This window comes from Microbacterium sp. FW305-3-2-15-F-LB2, from assembly GCF_058787255.1.
Genome location: NZ_JBYSZO010000001.1, coordinates 126671 through 142500 on the forward strand (window position 1 = coordinate 126671; position 15830 = coordinate 142500).

17 protein-coding genes are annotated in these 15830 nt (G+C 72.4%); 6 read left to right on the forward strand and 11 right to left on the reverse strand.

Annotated elements, in window-relative coordinates; genetic code table 11:
* Positions 1-98 precede the first annotated feature (98 nt).
* From AC3WLZ_RS00645 to AC3WLZ_RS00655, 3 genes are read left to right on the forward strand one after another with little or no spacing between them, the layout of a single operon-like run.
* The gene (locus tag AC3WLZ_RS00645) at positions 99-1295 is read left to right on the forward strand and encodes a molybdopterin molybdotransferase MoeA (protein WP_492468630.1); all 1197 of its coding nucleotides are present in this window, start codon (positions 99-101) and stop codon (positions 1293-1295) included.
* On the forward strand, positions 1289-1876 hold the full coding sequence (gene mobA, locus AC3WLZ_RS00650) for a molybdenum cofactor guanylyltransferase (protein ID WP_492468631.1): 588 nt from the start codon (positions 1289-1291) through the stop codon (positions 1874-1876). Before AC3WLZ_RS00645 ends, mobA begins: the two co-directional genes overlap by 7 nt.
* The gene (locus AC3WLZ_RS00655; RefSeq protein ID WP_412923185.1) at positions 1873-2142 is read left to right on the forward strand and encodes a DUF6457 domain-containing protein; all 270 of its coding nucleotides are present in this window, start codon (positions 1873-1875) and stop codon (positions 2140-2142) included. Before mobA ends, AC3WLZ_RS00655 begins: the two co-directional genes overlap by 4 nt.
* Positions 2143-2257: 115 nt before the next feature.
* Here AC3WLZ_RS00655 and AC3WLZ_RS00660 read toward each other — a convergent pair whose 3' ends face one another.
* Positions 2258-3439, reverse strand: a complete 1182-nt coding sequence (locus AC3WLZ_RS00660; RefSeq protein ID WP_492468632.1) for a citrate/2-methylcitrate synthase — start codon at positions 3437-3439, stop codon at positions 2258-2260.
* A gap of 52 nt (positions 3440-3491) precedes the next feature.
* On the opposite strand from AC3WLZ_RS00660, the gene AC3WLZ_RS00665 reads away from it, so the two are divergent.
* Both AC3WLZ_RS00665 and AC3WLZ_RS00670 read left to right on the forward strand, forming a co-directional pair.
* On the forward strand, positions 3492-4607 hold the full coding sequence (locus tag AC3WLZ_RS00665) for a citrate synthase (RefSeq protein WP_492468633.1): 1116 nt from the start codon (positions 3492-3494) through the stop codon (positions 4605-4607).
* A 128-nt stretch (positions 4608-4735) separates the two neighbouring features.
* The gene (locus tag AC3WLZ_RS00670; RefSeq protein ID WP_492468634.1) at positions 4736-5932 is read left to right on the forward strand and encodes an MFS transporter; all 1197 of its coding nucleotides are present in this window, start codon (positions 4736-4738) and stop codon (positions 5930-5932) included.
* Positions 5933-5989: 57 nt separating this feature from the next.
* On the opposite strand, the gene AC3WLZ_RS00675 is transcribed toward AC3WLZ_RS00670, so the two are convergent.
* Both AC3WLZ_RS00675 and AC3WLZ_RS00680 read right to left on the reverse strand, forming a co-directional pair.
* Positions 5990-6865 (reverse strand): helix-turn-helix transcriptional regulator, encoded by an 876-nt coding sequence (locus AC3WLZ_RS00675; protein WP_492468636.1) that lies wholly within the window; start codon positions 6863-6865, stop codon positions 5990-5992.
* Positions 6866-6937: 72 nt separating this feature from the next.
* A complete protein-coding gene (locus AC3WLZ_RS00680; RefSeq protein ID WP_492468637.1) occupies positions 6938-7312 on the reverse strand; it encodes a hypothetical protein in 375 nt (124 codons plus the stop codon).
* 73 nt (positions 7313-7385) lie between these two features.
* Here AC3WLZ_RS00680 and AC3WLZ_RS00685 point away from each other — a divergent pair, with 73 nt between their 5' ends.
* Positions 7386-8129, forward strand: a complete 744-nt coding sequence (locus AC3WLZ_RS00685) for a DUF429 domain-containing protein (protein ID WP_492468638.1) — start codon at positions 7386-7388, stop codon at positions 8127-8129.
* Positions 8130-8179: 50 nt separating this feature from the next.
* On the opposite strand, the gene AC3WLZ_RS00690 is transcribed toward AC3WLZ_RS00685, so the two are convergent.
* The 8 genes from AC3WLZ_RS00690 to AC3WLZ_RS00725 all read right to left on the reverse strand — a co-directional run bounded on the left by AC3WLZ_RS00690 (position 8180) and on the right by AC3WLZ_RS00725 (position 15829).
* Entirely contained in the window at positions 8180-8932 is a 753-nt protein-coding gene (locus AC3WLZ_RS00690; RefSeq protein ID WP_492468639.1) for an SDR family NAD(P)-dependent oxidoreductase, read from the reverse strand.
* Between the two features lie 258 nt (positions 8933-9190).
* A complete protein-coding gene (locus AC3WLZ_RS00695; RefSeq protein WP_492468640.1) occupies positions 9191-9685 on the reverse strand; it encodes a flavin reductase family protein in 495 nt (164 codons plus the stop codon).
* Positions 9686-9710: 25 nt separating this feature from the next.
* Positions 9711-10664, reverse strand: a complete 954-nt coding sequence (locus AC3WLZ_RS00700) for a sugar phosphate isomerase/epimerase family protein (RefSeq protein WP_492468641.1) — start codon at positions 10662-10664, stop codon at positions 9711-9713.
* Positions 10661-11266: a nucleoside deaminase gene (locus tag AC3WLZ_RS00705; protein ID WP_492468642.1), complete on the reverse strand. Its 606-nt coding sequence runs from the start codon at positions 11264-11266 to the stop codon at positions 10661-10663. Before AC3WLZ_RS00705 ends, AC3WLZ_RS00700 begins: the two co-directional genes overlap by 4 nt.
* A 38-nt stretch (positions 11267-11304) precedes the next feature.
* On the reverse strand, positions 11305-12831 hold the full coding sequence (locus AC3WLZ_RS00710) for a GMC oxidoreductase (RefSeq protein ID WP_492468643.1): 1527 nt from the start codon (positions 12829-12831) through the stop codon (positions 11305-11307).
* A 37-nt stretch (positions 12832-12868) separates the two neighbouring features.
* On the reverse strand, positions 12869-14044 hold the full coding sequence (locus AC3WLZ_RS00715) for an ROK family protein (RefSeq protein WP_492468644.1): 1176 nt from the start codon (positions 14042-14044) through the stop codon (positions 12869-12871).
* Between the two features lie 10 nt (positions 14045-14054).
* Positions 14055-14906 carry a carbohydrate ABC transporter permease gene (locus AC3WLZ_RS00720; protein WP_492468645.1) on the reverse strand — a complete coding sequence of 284 codons (852 nt, stop codon included), beginning with the start codon at positions 14904-14906 and terminating at the stop codon, positions 14055-14057.
* Complete coding sequence (locus AC3WLZ_RS00725) at positions 14903-15829, reverse strand: carbohydrate ABC transporter permease (protein WP_492468646.1); 927 nt, start codon at positions 15827-15829, stop codon at positions 14903-14905. The genes AC3WLZ_RS00720 and AC3WLZ_RS00725 overlap by 4 nt, the downstream gene beginning before the upstream one ends.
* Position 15830: the final 1 nt, after the last annotated feature.

The following is a 15830-nucleotide window of genomic DNA, read 5'->3' on the forward strand; positions in this document are numbered from 1 at the left end:
GTCAGAGCTCCCCCGTCCTCCGCTCGCGCGATTCCCTCCCGCCGCGCCGGCCCGGCTTACGCTGGGCACATGCCCCTCACCCTCCGTCGGTCGGTCGTGTGATCGACGTCGCCGAGCACCTCGCCGCCGTCCTCGAGGCGGCGCGGCCGCTCCCCGCCGAGTCCCACGACGTCGCCGCGGCGCGTGGCCGCGTGCTGCGGCATCCCGTGCATGCCGCGGTCGATGTGCCCGCGTTCGACTCCTCGGCCATGGACGGCTTCGCGCTGCGTTTCGCCGACGTCACCGCCGTGCCGGCGACCTTCCGTGTCGTCGCCGACCTTCCGGCCGGCACCGATCTCGATCCGACCCTGGATGCCGCCGATGCGGCGCGCATCATGACGGGGGCGCCCGTGCCCACCGACGCCACGGCGGTCGTCCCCTTCGAGGACACCGAGCGTGGACTCGCCGGCGGCCTCGACCCCGTCACGGTCGTCGCGGCGCCGCGCGCGCCCGGGGCGCACATCCGCCGTCGGGGGTCGGACGTGAGCGCGGGGGACCTCGTCGTCGACGCGGGCGTGCGGCTCACCGCGGCGTGGATCGGCGCGATCGCGGCATCCGGGGTCGGCACCGTGTCGGTGTCGCGCGCGGCGCGTGTGGCGGTGGTGTCCACGGGGTCGGAGCTCGTCTCTCCCGGCGCTCCGATGCGGCGCGGGCAGATCCCCGAGTCCAACAGCGTCCTGCTCGCGGGACTCGCCGAGGAGTCCGGTGCCGAGATCGTGTTGCGCACCAGCGTGCCCGACGAGGCCGACGGCCCCCGCCGGGCGATCGCCGCCGCCGAAGCGGCCGGTGCCGACGTGGTCGTGTTCTCGGGGGGCGTCAGCGCGGGAGCGTACGAGGTCGTGAAGAACACGCTCGGCGACCTGATGCGCTTCGATCGCGTGCGCATGCAGCCCGGCAAGCCTCAGGGCTTCGGGGTCACGCCCCGTGGAACGCTGCTGTTCGGCCTCCCCGGCAATCCCGTGAGCGCGGCCGTCTCGTTCGAGCTCTTCGTGCGCCCCGCGCTGCGGGCGCTGGAGGGGGATGCCGAGGTCGGCCGCACGAGCACGCGCGTCGCGCTCGCCGGAGGGTGGCGCGCCCGACCTGAGAAGACTCAGTACGTTCCGGTCTCGCTGGACCGGACGGATCCGGCCGCGTGGGTGGCGCGCCCGACCGAGCGAGGCCCGCGCGGCCTCGGCGCCGCCGACGGACTCGCCGTGCTCCCGCCCCGCGAGAGCGATGTCGCGCCGGACGAGCTCGTCACGGTCGCGCTGTGGTGAGCGTCGACGCGATCCTCCTCGCGGGCGGGCGCGGCTCGCGCGTCGATGGTGCGGTGAAGCCGCTGTTCGAGGTCGACGGCGGCACGCTGCTCGGCGCGGCGGTCGAAGCGGTCCGGACGCACGGGGCGCGGCGGATCGTCGTCGCGGCCCCCGTCCTCGATCCGACGCTCGACGTGGAGTGGGTGCGTGAGGATCCGCCCTTCGGCGGTCCGGTCGCGGGCATCGTCGCTGCTCTGGAGTCGGTGGATGCCGACGAGGTCTACGTCGTGGCCTGCGATCTCGCGCACGCCGATCGTGCGGTCGCGTTGCTGTCGGAGCCGCTGTCGGCCGGTCTCGACGGAGCGTGCCTCGACGACGGTCGACGGCAGTGGCTCGTCGGGCGGTATCGCACCGTAGCGCTCCGGGAGGCGGCATGCGCTCTGCCCGACGGCGGGCGCGACGCGTCGATGCGCGCACTGCTCGGCGGCCTGGAGGTCGGCGCGATCCGCGCGGATGCCGACGTCACCCGCGACATCGACACGTGGGACGATCTGACTGCGGCGGGCGGACGTGCTCCCGCATCCCCCGAGGAGGAGCCGTGACCGAATCCCGCACCCTGCCGCCCGAGGCGCTGAACGAGTGGAGCGCCGCCCTGGCCGAGGAGTTCGGCCTCGCGGAGGGCGACATCCCCATCGCGCTGATCCTCGACCTGGCCCGGGACGTCGCGAACGGTGTGGCGCGCCCCGCCGCTCCGCTCAGCGCCTTCGTCGCCGGACTGGCCGCCGGGCGAGCCGGGGGAACGCCCGCCGACACCGAGGCCGCGGTCGCCGCGGTGGTCGAGCTGGCGAAGGGGTGGGACCGGGGCTGACCGACCCGGGACCGTCCCGCGGAGTCGGTGGGTGACACGCCGTCGGCGGCCCGGCTTCGCGGCGTGTCCCCAGCGGACTCCGCACGGCGGTACGGAGGGGACCCCGCCGCCGCGGCTACGGCCCGATGTACTCCCCGCGCGGTCGCAGGCGCATCGCGGGCTCGGCGTACTCGGCGGCGATGTGGGCGATCCATCCGGCCGTGCGCCCGACGACGAACACCATGGCCGCGGTGTCCTCGGGGAGCCGGGCCGCTGAGGCGAGCGCCGCCAGTGCCAGGTCCACGTTCGGTGCCAGGCGGGCGCGGTCGTCGACGACCTCCCGGAGCCGGCGCACGGCATCCATCGTCCCTGCGCCGTCGGGCAGGGTGGCGAGCAGCGGGAACAGGGCGTCGGCCCGGTCGTCGATGCTGTCGTAGAGCGGATGGCCGAACCCCGGGATGCCATTGCCCTCCTGCAGCGCCTCGGCCAGGGCCCGCTCCGGCTCCAGGCCGCGGCGCACCCGGGCCAGGAGGCGCGCGGTGCGGGTGGCGGCAGAGACGTGGAGGGGCGAATCGGCGGCGCCGAGCGCCGCGCTGACCGCGGCGTATCCGTCGGCCCGTGCCGATGCCGCCACGCGCGCCGCGAAGGTCGACACGGCCAGATCGTGGTCGATGAGCAGCACGAGAGCCGCATTGACGGCCGCGACCACCGCGGCCGACGGGGCGGGGATCCACGAGCTCACCAGGGAGCGGGCGAGATCGGCATGAGGGTGCCCGCCGAGGGCGACGGGGAGCCCGGTCAGCAGGACCCACCCGACGCGATACGCCGTCGCGGGACTCGCGTCGCGCCGGAGCGGATCGTCGGCGGCGAAGCCCGTCAGTGCCGCGCGCAGTCGGTCCATCGGACCCGTCTGCAGCGGCAACGCCTGCACCATCGCCCGTGCGGAGCCGATCGCGGTGTCGGGTGCGTTGACGCGCTCGGCATCCCACAGCCACGCGACGACGTCGGCGAAGGGGCGGTCGATCAGATCGCGGGCGCGGCGGCCGCGGTAGAGGAGCTCGCCGTCCTCGATGTCGGCGACGCCCGTGCGGATGACCCCGAGCGGGAGACCGGTCGTCGGGTGCGACGGAGCGGGCGCGGCCGTGCGCCGACGCGCGGCGGCGAAGGCCTCGACCTCGAGCGCGTCGAACGTCGAACCGTGCGCGTCGCGTTCGCGCGCGAGCATCCCGCGCGAGACGTAGGCATACAGGGTCGCCGGCTTCACGGCGAGGCGTGCGGCGGCCTGAGCGGCGGTGAGGCGGGGGAGCGGGTGGGGCACATTGATCCGATCAACGTTGACGGTGAGATCGTCATGTTCGCACACTGAGCGCATGAGCGAGCTGATCGATGTGCCCCGCGGCCTGACCGGGGTCGTGGCCGCCGAAACCGCCATCGGCGACGTGGACGGCGAGGCCGGCGTCTATCACTACCGGGGAATCCCGGCGGTCGACCTCGCGCGCGAGCGCACCTTCGAAGACGTCTGGCATCTGCTGGTCGTCGGTGAGCTTCCGGATGCCACCGCCCGGGCATCCTTCCTCGCCCGGGTCGCGGAGGCCTCGGCGCATCCCGCCGTCGCCGGGGTCGTCGAGACGGTCGTGGCACACGTCGGCGACCCGCTCACCGCTCTGCGTGCGGCGTGGCCCCTGCTGGCATCCGCGCGGGGCACCCGCCCCCTATATGACCTCGACGAGGGGGCGCGGCTCGACGACGCGATCGCGTTCGCGGCCGTCGCCCCGCGGGTCATCGCCGCCGCGGCGCGCGGCACCGACGCGGGCCCGACCGGGAGCGGTCTCGCCCCGACGGGGAACGTCGTCGCCGATTACCTCACGGCGCTCACCGGCTCCCGTCCGGACGCCGCGCACGAGCGGGCCCTCACGGCGTACCTCATCGCGGCGATGGACCACGGCTTCAACGCCTCGACGTTCACCGCGCGGGTCATCGCCTCGACCGGCGCCGACATGGCGGCGTGCCTGACCGGGGCGCTCGGTGCGCTGTCGGGACCGCTCCATGGCGGAGCGCCCGCGCGGGCGCTCGAGAGCCTCGATCGCGCCGGTGAGGACCCGGAGCCGTGGATCCGTTCCGAACTCGCCGCCGGCCGTCGTCTCATGGGCTTCGGTCACGCCGTCTACCGCACGACGGACCCGCGTTCCGCGCTCCTGCGCGACGTCGCGGAGGGCTTCGGCGGTCCGCGGGTCGCGCACGCCTTGACGTTCCAGCAGGCCGCCGAGCGGCTCCTCGCCGCGCACAAGCCCGACCGGCCGCTGCACGCCAACGTCGAGTTCTACGCCGCGGTCGTGATGGAGGAGTGCGGCATCCCTCCCGAGATGTTCACGCCGACGTTCGCGCTCGCGCGGACGGTGGGCTGGACGGCGCATGTGCTCGAGCAAGCGCGGGACCCCAAGATCATCCGGCCGTCCGCGCGTTACGTGGGCCGGCCCCTGTCGTAGCGTCCGGTTGCGCGGTCTGGACGCCGACGCGTTGCGGACGACCGCGGAGGGCGGGCCCCCGGACGAACGGTGGGATGCCGCGGACGTTCGGTCGGGCGCGCCGGTCGGTCGTCCGCGAGCATCGAGGAATGACCACGACAGCACCCGTTCCCGTCTCTTCTCCGACCCAGATGAGGTACGGCGGACTCGTCGTCCTCATGTTCATGAGCTTCTTGCTCGTCACCGCCGAGTTCCTCCCGAACGGCGTGCTGACCGAGATCGCCGCGAGCCTGGGGATCACCCCGGGTCAGGCTGGTCAGACGGTCACGGTCACGGCGCTCGCGGGACTGTTCGTGGCACCGACCATCGGCATCCTGGTGCCGCGCCTCGACCGGCGACTGCTGCTGACGGCCGCGGCGGCGGCCGCCGCGGTGTCGAGCATCGTCGTCGCGGTCGCGCCCAGCCTCATCGCGATCCTGGCGGCACGGTTCCTGCTCGGGGCGGCGATCAGCACGTACTGGTCGATGTCGATCCTCGCGGCCGCGGCGCTCGCCGCTCCCGGACGCATCGGCCGGGCCGTCATGTTCACGTCGGCCGGTCTGTCGCTGGCCACCGTCGCGGGTGTGCCGCTCGGCGTGGCCCTGAGTGAGCTGCTCGATTGGCGGATCACGTTCCTCATCGTCGGCGTCGCCACGGCCGTTCTCGGCGTCGCGGTCCGCGCCGTGCTGCCCCCGGTGCCGGCGGTCACCGTGTCGAGTCTGCGCATCCTCGGCGACACGCTCCTGCGCCCCGGCAACCTCGTCGGGATGGTCGGACACGTCCTCGTCGTGCTCGGACACTTCCTCGCCTACACGTACGTGCGCCTGTCGCTGGAGCGCCTGCCCGGCATCGAGCCGGGAACCGTCGTGCTGCTCCTCGCCGCCTTCGGTGTCGGAGGGTTCGCGGGCAACATCGTGATCGGCATGATCGTGGACCGGGCCTTCGGGCGGCTGGCGGTGACCGGTCCGCTCGTCATCGCCGCCGCGATCGCGGTCGTCCTGCTGCTGCCCGGCGCCTTCGCCGCCGTGGCCGTCGCGGTGGTCGTGTGGGGCTTCTTCTTCTCGTCGTGGCTGATCATCGTCAACACGTGGGTCGGCAAGCGGATGCCGGACCGCCTCGAAGCCGGCGGCAGCCTGGTCGTCACCGGATTCCAGCTCGCGATCACGATCGCCGCGGGGGTCGGCGGCCTGCTCGTCGACACGGTCGGGATCGAGACGGTGGATGCCATCGGCATCCTGCTGCTCGTCGTCGGTGCCGTGCTGTTCGGGCTTTCGCTGCGTCGGCGGACGGCCGCCTCTGTCCGGTGAGCGCGGGAGTCGCGGGCCCGCTGGACACCGAACGAGTGTGCTCCGGGCTCGCGGCTCCTACGCCGTGACGGCGCGCGCCCGCCAGGACGACGGCGCCACCCCGGTGTGGCGGCGGAACGCGCGGCGGAAGCCCTCGTCGCTGGCGTAGCCGAGGGAGCGCGAGACCTCGGACACCGGCATCCCGGCATCCAGGAGTCTCTTGGCCTCGCGCACGCGCACCTCGGTCACGTAGCCCGCGGGCGAGCGCCCCACGGTGTCGCGGAAACGCTCGGCGAAGACGCTCCGCGACATCGCGGCGAGCGACGCGAGCTGCTCGAGCGTCCAGTCGTGGCCGGGGTCCGCGGCGATCGCGGCCGTGACGCGGGCGAGGAACGGGTCGGCGACGGGCGCGGGCCAGCCGTCCATCGACGCCCAGGCCCGCACGGCCGACAGCAGCACTGACCGGATCATCGATCGGCAGACGGCGGTGTCACCCGGTCGGTCGCACGCGGCGCCGTCGGGCACGGGGCCGAGGTGCCCGGCCAGAGCCGCGGCAGCGGGCTCGAGCCGCGCGAATCCGGTGACGAGCACGGTCGGCGGGAGGGATGCCACGACCTCGGACGGCGTGATCTCCGCCGTGACCACGATGACCTCGACGCCGGACTGCGACGACAGCACCAGACGGCGGCCTCCGAGCGACATCGCCGCATCGCCCGCGAGGAGCGTGCGTCGACCGCTGACGGAGTGGCCGCCGCCGGTCGGGGCGTCGACCTGGCAGCCCGTGCCGACCGCGAGGTCACCCGTGATCTCGCCGCGGTGGACGTACACGAACGTCGTCGATCCGGTCGGGAGCACGATGTCTCCGCCGGCGTCGAGGACGACGCGGCGGGAGCTCCCCGTGCGCACGTCGAGGGTGGCGAGGGCACGCTCGAGAGCGTCGGTCGGCGGCGTCATGCGTGAGCAAACGGCGGGCGCCGCCCGGGCATTCCTGCGGCGTGCTCCCGTGTCCTCGACCGGGGGAACGGGTCAGGTCAGGAACAGGGCGCCGCTGAAGAGGCCGATCGAGATCGACAGCAGGAACGCCGCGACACCGGCGATGAAGCCGGCGGCGGCCAGCTCGCGCGCCATGCGCGCATTCAGGCTCAGGATGCCGAGCACGAAGGACACGAGGGCGAGGGCCCAGATGCCGATCTGGATCCAGAGGAACTCATCGAGTTCGGCCACAGCGCTCACCGACACCAGGAAGATGTGCCAGCCCACCACGATCGCTCCCGTGACGATCGCGATGATCGACACCGCGCGCAGGTCACCCCGAGGCGTCGGGGGTGCCGGGGGTTCGTCGCGCGCCGGCACGTTCTGTCCCGGCTCGAGGGAGTCGGGGAGTTCGTCGTCGGCGGGCATGGGTCGATCCTCGCAGGTTCGCCGCCCCGACGGCGAGGGCTGCGACGTCGGTGGCCCCGCGTAGCCTGCCGGAATGAGAACGATCGGCGTCGACCTCGCGGCCGGTGTGCCCGGCACCGCCCTCGCCGAGATCGAGTGGTCGAGCGGCGGCGCTCGCCTGACGCGGCTCGAGGTGGGGGTCGACGACGCTGCGATCGTGGCATCCGTCGGCGCTGACTGCTGGCTGGGACTGGACTGTCCGCTGGGCTGGCCCGACGCGTTCGTCGACTTCGTGCAGGCGCACCACGCTCGCACCGTTCCGGTCGCGGGCGAGGTCGACGGGGGAGCGGAATGGCGGCGCGGCCTCGTCTACCGCCGCACCGACGTCGTGGTGCGCGACCGCATCGGGCGCTGGCCGCTGAGTGTCTCGACCGACCGGCTCGGCGTGACCGCCCTGCGGGGGGCGGGGCTGTTGCGACGTCTCGCCGAGGCGGGCTTCCCCGTCGATCGCGCGGCCGAGGGGCGGCTGTTCGAGGTCTACCCCGGCGGGACGCTGCGGATCTGGGGTTTCGACACCACGAGATATCGAGTGGATGCCACCCGCCGCGCGGCCCTGCTCGCGGTGCTGCAGCAGCGGGCGCCATGGTTCGACCTCGGCCCGTTCGCGGCGCTCGCCGTGGCATCCGCCGACGCGTTCGACGCGATGGTCGCGGCGCTCGCGACCCGGGCTGCGGCCACCGGCCGCTTCGTCCAGCCCGAGCCCGCTGACCTCGAGGTCGCGCGGCGCGAGGGGTGGGTCGCGCTGCCGGACGGGGACTTCGAGGATCTGGCCCGCTGAGGCCCGCGCGGCCCCGCCCGGTCGGGGCGTGGGCCGCGCGGCATCCGGGATCAGGCGGCGGTGTATCCGCCATCGACGACGTGGTAACTGCCGGTGACGAAGCTCGCGGCGTCGCTGGCCAGGAAGGCGACGAGATGCGCGACCTCGTCGGGCCGACCGAGGCGGCCGATCGGGTGCTTGCTCACGAGGAACTCCTTGGCCTCGTCGCCGAGGGCGTCCAGCAGCGGGGTGTCGATGAAGCCGGGGCCGACCGAGTTCACGCGGACGCCGTGCGCCGAGTACTCCAGCGCGGCGGTCTTGGTCATGCCGACCACGGCGTGCTTGGCCGCGACGTAGGCGGGCGAGGTGGCGAAGCCGACGCTGCCGAGGATCGAGGCCATGTTCACGACGGAGCCGCCGCCGTTGGCGAGGATCGAGGTGATCTGCGCCTTCATGTTGCGGAACACGGCGTTGAGGTTGATTGAGATGACCTTGTCCCACGCGTCATCGGGGTACTCGGCGGTCAGGGCGGCCGTGCCGCCGATGCCGGCGTTGTTCACGCCGATGCGCAGCGGCGCGAGGGAGTTCGCGAGCTCGATCGACGACGCGATCCACGCGACATCGGTTGCGTCGCCGACCGAGGCCTCGGCCGTGCCGCCCCCGGCGCGGATCTCCTCGACGACCGTGTTCGCGTGGTCGGCATTGAGGTCGTTCACGACCACGGCGGCACCGTTCTGGGCGAGGAGCAGGGCGGTCGAGCGTCCGATGCCGCTGCCCGCTCCCGTCACGATCGCCGAACGGTTCGCTACGTCGTACTGAGCCATGGGTGGGCTTCTTCCCGGGCGGGCGCGGTGCCGGGAGATCTTCTCGGACGGTCCGTCCTCGTCCTTCGAGCCTACGCCTGCGCGAGGGGGATGGATGCGGGTGAATGGAAATAGGGCCGGGTGCAACAACGCCCGTCGGCCCGTCGCGTGCGGCGCATCCTCAGCGATTCGCGCTGGTTCAGTGGCATCCGGGGGTCGGTGGCTGAGGTCGTGCGGATCGCTGACGGTGCGCGGGCACCCCGCCCCCGTGCCCCGCCGTCAGGCGAGCGTGGCGAACGCCGAGCGGTGCCACACGAGCGGCTGGTAGCCGAACTCGGACGACAGCCGCTCGACGCGGAGAATCGCGATGTCGTGGTCGCCCGCCGGGTACGTGTTCCAGAGGGTGCATTCCAGCCAGATCGGAGCGTCCTGGAGGAGGATCGCGCCGGTCGGGCTGGGGTGCGTCACGAGGCCGTCCAACCGTCGCGCGCGGTCCGGACCGGCCAGCTGGCGGATGCGGTCGGCGTGCCCGTCGCCGAGCACCGACACCCCGACCCGCGGCGCGCGTCGCAGGACGGGCCAGGTCGTGGAGGTGTGCTGGACGGCGAACATCACCAGCGGCGGGTCCTGCGAGACGCCGACGGTGAACGACGAGGCGATGAGCACCTCGTCGTTCCCGTCGACGTGCGCGGCGATCGCGACGACGCCGCAGGGGAAGCCCGAGAACGCCTCGCGCAGACGGCGCGGGTCGTCGTCGTGAGGTCGGAGGGGCATGGCGGCCTTTCCGGTCAGACCCGGCTCACGCCGGGAAGGTCCTGTTCATCCACTCGGCACTCACCTTGGCCGAGGCGAACGGTTCCATGCTCGCTCGGTCGACCTCGATGATGATCCAGCCCGTGAACGCCTCGGGCAGCGCGGCGAGCATGCCGTCGAGATCGAGGTGACCGAGTCCGGGCTCGAGAAACAGCCCGGCATTCGTCGCGGTCCGGTACGGCGTGGGGTTCGCGCGGGATGCCTCGGCCACCGTCATGTCGAGATCCTTCACGTGGAGGTCGACGAGGCGATCGGCGTGCCGGGCGATCATCGTCGCGGCGTCGATCCCGGCCCACTCGAGATGCCCCACGTCGAAGGAGGCGCCGAGGTCGGGGATCGCCGCCAGTGTCTGCTCGATCTCGTCTTCCGTCTCGATCCACGTGCCGACGTGGTTGTGGAGCCCCGTCCGGATGCCTTCCCGCTGCAGCACGTCCGTCGCTTCGGCGAGGAACTCGATCTGTTCGTCCAGCCGCGACTGCGAGAACCCCGCACCGACCGCGACGGCCTCGAGCATGCGGACGGCGCCGGGGCCCCACGACACCTCGGGTGCGAGGAAGACCGTGTCCAGGTCCGCGAACGCCGACTCCTCGGCCTTGCGACGGATGCCGTCGAACCAGTGCACCCGCTCGGCCGTGCCCGGCGCGAGGGCGACCCCGTGGTCGCTCGGGATCGCGATCGACGCGTAGCCGGGAGCGAGAACGAGCCCCGACTCGGCGATCATCGCCTGGAAGTCCTGGAGGGTCTGGGTCGGCAGCACCTCCATCATCACCGCGTCGAACCCGGCCTCGCGGATCTGGCGCAGGACGTCGGGGTAATCGGAGCGGAACGCCGGATCGGCGAAGCGCCACAGATCTTCGCTGTTCGGGTCGCTGGGGTCGGCCTTGACGTTGATCCACTGGATCGCGTTCAGAGCGACGCGATCGCGACGCAGCGCGTTCATGCGGCGCTCCGCGCGTTGTAGACGACGACTCCGCCGTTGTCGACGGCATCCCGGTACGAACGGAACACCTCCAGGGCTTCGTCGCGCAGCAGGGGATCGACGACCCGGATGCCGCGCTCTTCGAATTGCGCCGCCCAGTCCTCGCGCATCGGTCCTTCGTCGAAGGTGGTGATCTCCTCCAGCTCGGGACCGGAACCGGCCACGACCAGCGTGCGCACACCCGACCACAGGGTCGCGCCGTAGCACTGCACGCACGGTCGCCAATTGACGACCAGCTCGTGCTCCGGTTGACCCGCGCCGCCGAGGTCCCACGTCCCGAGCGCCCGCTGCGCGGTGCCGAGAGCCGTGACCTCCGCGTGCGCGGACGAAACACCCGAAGCCAGGACGAGGTTCACGCCCACCGACACGATGCGTCCGGTCGCGGTCTCTGCGACGAGGGCGGCGAAGGGGCCGCCGTTGCCTTCGCGCCAGTTGCGATCGGCGAGGGCGTGTACGAGACGCATGCGGTCCGCGCGATCGGGAATGGCCTCGGGGACGTCGGCGAGGGCGTCCGGCACCCAATCGGGGAGTGAGATGTCGTACGCGGTGGCGGAGAGTTTCATCGGTGATCCTTGCGGGGTCGGAAGAGCTCGAACGGTTCTCAGACGGAGACGGTGGAAAGGTGCCGCAGAGCCGCACGTGCGGCGCGGACCGCCGTCACGGCACCGGTGAGCGTGGCGTTGGCGACGACGGCGGTCGGGACGACGCCATTGCCGGCGACGTAGAGGTTGTCGAAGCCCCAGACGCGGCCGTCGGTGTCGCACACGCTCGTGCCGTCGTCCGTGGCGCCCATGCGGACCGTACCGGTCTGGTGCAGCGACGAGCCGGGGGGCAGCAGGGCCGACTCGGTCGCCGGGTCGAAGGTGCCGAACAGTTCGCACAGCTCGACGAGCGCAAGTTCGGCCTGGGCGATCGCGGCGCGATCGGCGTCGGAGTAGGAGAAGTCGATCTCGAACCGGGGCAGGCCGGTGAGATCGGTCTCGCCGTCGACGAACCGCGCGCGGTTCTCGCTGCGGCTCTCGATGGGGACGTACAGCGAGATGCCGACGCCGTAGCCGAGGGGCCTGCCGTTCTCGTCGGTGTAGGTGCTGTTCATGATCTGACCGTGGAACGGCTGAGCCGCTCCGTTCTGCGGCAGCCACAGCGAGTCGACGCAGAATTCGCCGGGCAGGGCCGTGGGGAGGTCCTCGACGGCGAGGCCGAAGCGATCGAGGTCCATCAGCACGCGCCCGGTGAGGAACGCGTGCTCGTTGAGGAAGCGACCGAGCGCCGGAGGGCGGATGCCGGAGGCGTGGAGGAGCTGCGGGGTGCGGAAGGTGTCGGCGCACACCAGGGTGACCGCGGCCTCGACGACCAGCTCCGACCCGTCGGCGAGTCGGCGCAGCCGTGCGCCCGCTGCCCGCTCCCCGTCGAGAACGATCTCCACGGCCAGGTGGCCCGCGAGCAGTGTGAACGCGTCGTCGGCGGCCCCGCCGATGGGCGGGAAGATGACGGCCGGTCCGACGCGGTGCCGACCGGTCCCGCCGGGGGCGAAGGCCATCGGCATGGGCTGCGGCTCGCGCGGAGCGGGGGTTCGGGAGCCGAAGTGCGTGGCGAGGACGTCCAGCACGATCCGCCCGGGCTCGGTGGGGCCGATCGAGGGGGACGTCGAGTGCAGCACCTCTTGCGCGACCGCGAGCTCGTCGCTGAAACGCTGCGCGTCGCCGAAGTCGAACCTCTCGTCCCCGGCGGGCCACGGGACCGCGGCCGTCCAGTGCGCACCCATGCCCCCGACGTTCCACGCGGCGGCCGCCATCGGCATGGCATCCGCGTCGTCGCCGAGCGCGCTGAGCAGGTGTAGCCGCGGCTCCAGCCCGGCAGCGTCGTCGGCGCGCGTGGGCTCGGGGGCCTCGCCGGCGTAGAAGCCCTGGATGCCGGTCGCCACGGCGGCGTTGTAGGCGGACCAGATCTCGGGCTCGGGGACGTCGTGCAGGTGCAGACCCGGCGTCGCGCCGATCGCCTCGCCGCCGTCGACCATCACGATGCGCGCGTCGGGGGACGCCGCTCGGACGAGGTGGGCGACGATGCTGCCCATGATCCCGCTGCCGACGATGAGCAGGTCGGCGGGCGCGGTCGATGCGGTGTTCACGTATGTCTCCGGTTCTGAGGGTGAGTGCGGGCGGCCATCACGCGGTGCCGCGCACGATCGTGTCGAGGACGGATGCCGAGACGGCGTCCCGCGCGACGTGCGCGGCCCCCAGGAGGACCGCATCGGCGCCGAGGGCGGTCGGGACGATCCGGATCGCGGGGTCGCCCCGCTCGCGCAGACGTTCCCGGATGAGGGGGACGAGCAGTTCGGACGCGTCCTCGAGCCCCCCGCCCAGGACGACGAGCTCGGGGGCCATCGTCCAGGCCAGGACGTCGACCAGATCCGCGAGTTCGGCGGCGAACTCGTGCGCCGTCGCGAGGGCGTCGTCGTCACCGGCCCGTGCGGCGGCGGCCAGGGCGAGAGCGGCGACACGGTCCGACGTGATCGGAGAAGTGAGCAGGGCGAGGCCCTCTTTGGCGCTCTGCTGGAGGGCGAGCACCCGGGACTCCACGAGCTCACCCGCGGCACCACGGTGACCGTGGTGGATGGCTCCGCGGAGGAGGAATCCGGCACCGGTGCGGTTGCCGTGGACGAGCCAGGCCACGTCGTCGTGCCCGGCGGCCGCCCCCGCGCGGCTCTCGGCGAAGGCGGCGAGGTTCGCGTCGTTGTCGGCCGTCACGGGGAAACCGAGAACTTCGGTCGCGGTGTCGGCGAGGGGGAAGTCTGTCCAGGCCGGGGCGTTGATGAGCCGGACCACGACGCCGGCGCGGGCGTCGATCACACCGCCGGCGGCGATCGTTCCGGCGGCGAGCACCGACGGGTCCAGGCCGGCCTGGACCCGAGCGGTCGTGGTCACCGCGGCCAGGTGCGCCAGGGCGCGATCGGGCGTGAAGTAGTCGTCGCCGAGCGTCGTCTGCGCCCGGCCCAGCACCCGGCCGTGCAGGTCGACGATCATCGCGTAGGCGGTGTGGGTGTCCAGACGCAGGGCGACGGCAACGCGGTGGTCGGCGACGTAGGTGTAGCTCTTGGCCGGCCGCCCCGCACCCCCCGACGCGGTCTCGGACTCGAGCGCCCATCCGGCCCGGCGCAGCTCGTCCAGGATCGCCTGCAGCGTCCGTCGGCTCAACCCGGTGCTGCGGCCCAGCTCCGCGAGGGAGGCCTCGCCGGCGGCGGCGAGGGCACGAAGGACCACCGCCGTGTTCATCCGGCGGACGCGTCCCTGATCGAGCCCTTCCGCCAGGGCTGCATCGGGTTCGCTGCGCGTCGCTGTCATGGGGAGCCTCTCACTTGAGCCCGGTGGCGGCGATGCCCTGCACGAAGTAGCGCTGGAGGAACAGGAACAGGGCGAGCACCGGGAGCATGACGACCACGGCTCCCGCGAGAACCAGCCCGTAGTCCGTGACGTTCTGCGCCGCACGCTGGGTTGCGGCCAGCCCGACCGGGAGCGTGTACGTCGCGGACTGCTGCGCGACGAGCAGTGGCCAGATGAAGTTGTTCCAGGATGCCAGGAACGCCATGATCGTGACCGTCGCGAGCGCCGGACCAGCGAGGGGGAGGAAGACCTGCCCGAAGATCCGGAACTCGCTCGCTCCGTCGATCCGTGCCGCCTCGATCAGCTCCTGCGGGATGCTCGCCGCATACTGCCGCACGATGAAGACCGACAGGGGCGCGACCGTGAGGGGCAGCGCGATGCCGACGAGGGTGTTCACCAGGCCGAGATTGACCGTGACGACGAATTGCGGCACGAACGTCGCCGAGAAGGGCACCATCAGCGATGCCATGACGGCGCCGAACGCGATCCGCTTCCCGCGGAACTCGAGCTTGGCCAGCGCGTACCCGGCCATGGACCCACCGATGACGTTGGCCACGACCGTGAGCGCGGCGACGATGAGGCTGTTGACGAGGAATCCGCCGAACCCGACGTCCGTGAAGAGTTTGGCGTAGTTGGCGAACGTCACCTCGCTCGGAAGCCACGCGCCCGGCGCGGACCGGAAGTCGTCGAGTCCGCGCAGGGATCCCGATACCACCCAGAAGAAGGGCAGGACGGTCAGGGCGGCCGCGACGATGAGCGCGACGTAGAGCAGAGCGACCGGCACGGCGGGGCGCCGAGTGAGGGCGGGGGTGAGGGACGTCATGTGCGGGACCTCAGCATCCGGAACTGGACGAGGCTGACCACGACGACGATGACCAGGAGCACGAAGGATGCCGCGGACGAGGTCGAGATGTTCCCGAACCCGAACTGGTCGTAGGTGTAGAGCGCGAGCGATCGCGTCGAGCCGAGGGGGCCGCCGTTGGTGAGCAGGTAGGGCTCGTCGAACACCTGCAGGTAGAACACCGTGAGCAGGACCGAGACGAGCAGCGTCGTTGGCATCAACAGGGGGAGGGTGATCGAGGCCAGGCGCCGGATCGGGCCGGCGCCGTCGAGGGAGGCGGCTTCGCGGACGTCATCCGGAACCGCCTGGAGTCCGGCGAGGAAGAGGAGCATCGCGGTGCCGAAGTTCCGCCACACCCCGAGCAGGATCACGACCGGCATCGCCAGGGACGTGTCGCCCAGCCAGTTGGGGCCGGCGAATCCGATGGCGGCGAGCACCTCGTTGACCGTCCCCTGAGAGTTGAAGGCGTACTGCCAGATCAGGGCGACGGACACGACGTTCGTGACGACGGGGGCGTAGAACAGCGCCCGGAAGACGTTCCGACCGCGGCGGATGACCGAGTCGAGCACCACGGCCAGGACGAAGCCGACGAGCATGGTCGCGGGGACGCCGACCACCACGAAGACCAGGGTGTTCAGCAACGAGCGCTGGAAGGTCGGGTCGCCGAACAGCGAGAGGTAATTCTCGAGTCCGACGAAGTCGACGCTGAACGGGTTGCGCAGGTCGGTGCTCCGCATGTCGGTGAGGCTCATCGTGAGCGAGGCGATCACCGGGATGAGGGTGAACACGAGGAACACGGCCATGAACGGCGTGAGGAACAGCCACGCCGTGACGCTGCGGGTCCGCTCGCCGCGGGCACGGCGCGCACGCGCCATGCCCGCGACGAGCGAGGGGACCGAGGCCATA

What these genes read in the sequence shown, in the direction of transcription:
- AC3WLZ_RS00720 (WP_492468645.1), bottom strand. Translation starts at nt 14,906, where the DNA reads ATGACGTCCCTCACCCCCGCCCTCACTCGGCGCCCCGCCGTGCCGGTC.
- AC3WLZ_RS00670 (WP_492468634.1), top strand. Translation starts at nt 4,736, where the DNA reads ATGACCACGACAGCACCCGTTCCCGTCTCTTCTCCGACCCAGATGAGG.
- AC3WLZ_RS00685 (WP_492468638.1), top strand. Translation starts at nt 7,386, where the DNA reads ATGAGAACGATCGGCGTCGACCTCGCGGCCGGTGTGCCCGGCACCGCC.
- AC3WLZ_RS00680 (WP_492468637.1), bottom strand. Translation starts at nt 7,312, where the DNA reads ATGCCCGCCGACGACGAACTCCCCGACTCCCTCGAGCCGGGACAGAAC.
- AC3WLZ_RS00665 (WP_492468633.1), top strand. Translation starts at nt 3,492, where the DNA reads ATGAGCGAGCTGATCGATGTGCCCCGCGGCCTGACCGGGGTCGTGGCC.
- AC3WLZ_RS00695 (WP_492468640.1), bottom strand. Translation starts at nt 9,685, where the DNA reads ATGCCCCTCCGACCTCACGACGACGACCCGCGCCGTCTGCGCGAGGCG.
- AC3WLZ_RS00675 (WP_492468636.1), bottom strand. Translation starts at nt 6,865, where the DNA reads ATGACGCCGCCGACCGACGCTCTCGAGCGTGCCCTCGCCACCCTCGAC.
- AC3WLZ_RS00700 (WP_492468641.1), bottom strand. Translation starts at nt 10,664, where the DNA reads ATGAACGCGCTGCGTCGCGATCGCGTCGCTCTGAACGCGATCCAGTGG.
- AC3WLZ_RS00725 (WP_492468646.1), bottom strand. Translation starts at nt 15,829, where the DNA reads ATGGCCTCGGTCCCCTCGCTCGTCGCGGGCATGGCGCGTGCGCGCCGT.
- AC3WLZ_RS00715 (WP_492468644.1), bottom strand. Translation starts at nt 14,044, where the DNA reads ATGACAGCGACGCGCAGCGAACCCGATGCAGCCCTGGCGGAAGGGCTC.
- AC3WLZ_RS00705 (WP_492468642.1), bottom strand. Translation starts at nt 11,266, where the DNA reads ATGAAACTCTCCGCCACCGCGTACGACATCTCACTCCCCGATTGGGTG.
- AC3WLZ_RS00690 (WP_492468639.1), bottom strand. Translation starts at nt 8,932, where the DNA reads ATGGCTCAGTACGACGTAGCGAACCGTTCGGCGATCGTGACGGGAGCG.